General features: G+C 40.2%; 1 protein-coding gene. It reads left to right on the top strand.

Annotation, left to right across the window (positions count from 1 at the left end; genetic code table 11):
• Positions 1-140 precede the first annotated feature (140 nt).
• On the top strand, positions 141-329 hold the full coding sequence (locus CWB66_RS20975) for a hypothetical protein (protein ID WP_138586961.1): 189 nt from the start codon (positions 141-143) through the stop codon (positions 327-329).
• Positions 330-483: the final 154 nt, after the last annotated feature.

Genomic DNA, 483 nt, shown 5'->3' with positions numbered 1-483 from the left:
ACAAAAGTCAACACGCCCTAGTGTCTATATTGTAACAGACGGCGACTTTCTTACGCCTTGGTATAGTAAAGTACGCGAACTTGGTTGGCATATGATAGGTCGATTAAGAGGGTCACGCCATGCAATGACAATGGCATACATTGAAAGAACTTAGGGCTGATGCTACAGATATACCAAAGGCGTTAGGTCAAGCACGATTAACTCAGTCCAGCCCAACAGCATGCGATGCATTTTTACATGTATATCATGGAAAAAATAAAGGAAGAAAAGGAAAAAGCAGATTTACGGAAGGTACAAAAATGTATCAAAACTTAGCTAAAGAGCAATAGTTACTCGCGACATCAGACAATACAGTGATAAGTAAGCGAGCAGTTACCGAGCCCACTAGGTTACAAACCTCGCACCGCGATTCAACCGCCCCTAGATTGAACAAATTTCAATCCACAAAGATCAACATGCCCTAATTTAAAAATAATATTTTAT

Origin of the sequence: Pseudoalteromonas sp. S558 (genome assembly GCF_005886635.1) — a bacterium.
Lineage (GTDB): Bacteria > Pseudomonadota > Gammaproteobacteria > Enterobacterales > Alteromonadaceae > Pseudoalteromonas > Pseudoalteromonas aliena.
The sequence above is the reverse complement of the archived record's forward strand: the minus strand, read 5'-3'. Positions and strand labels throughout refer to the sequence as shown.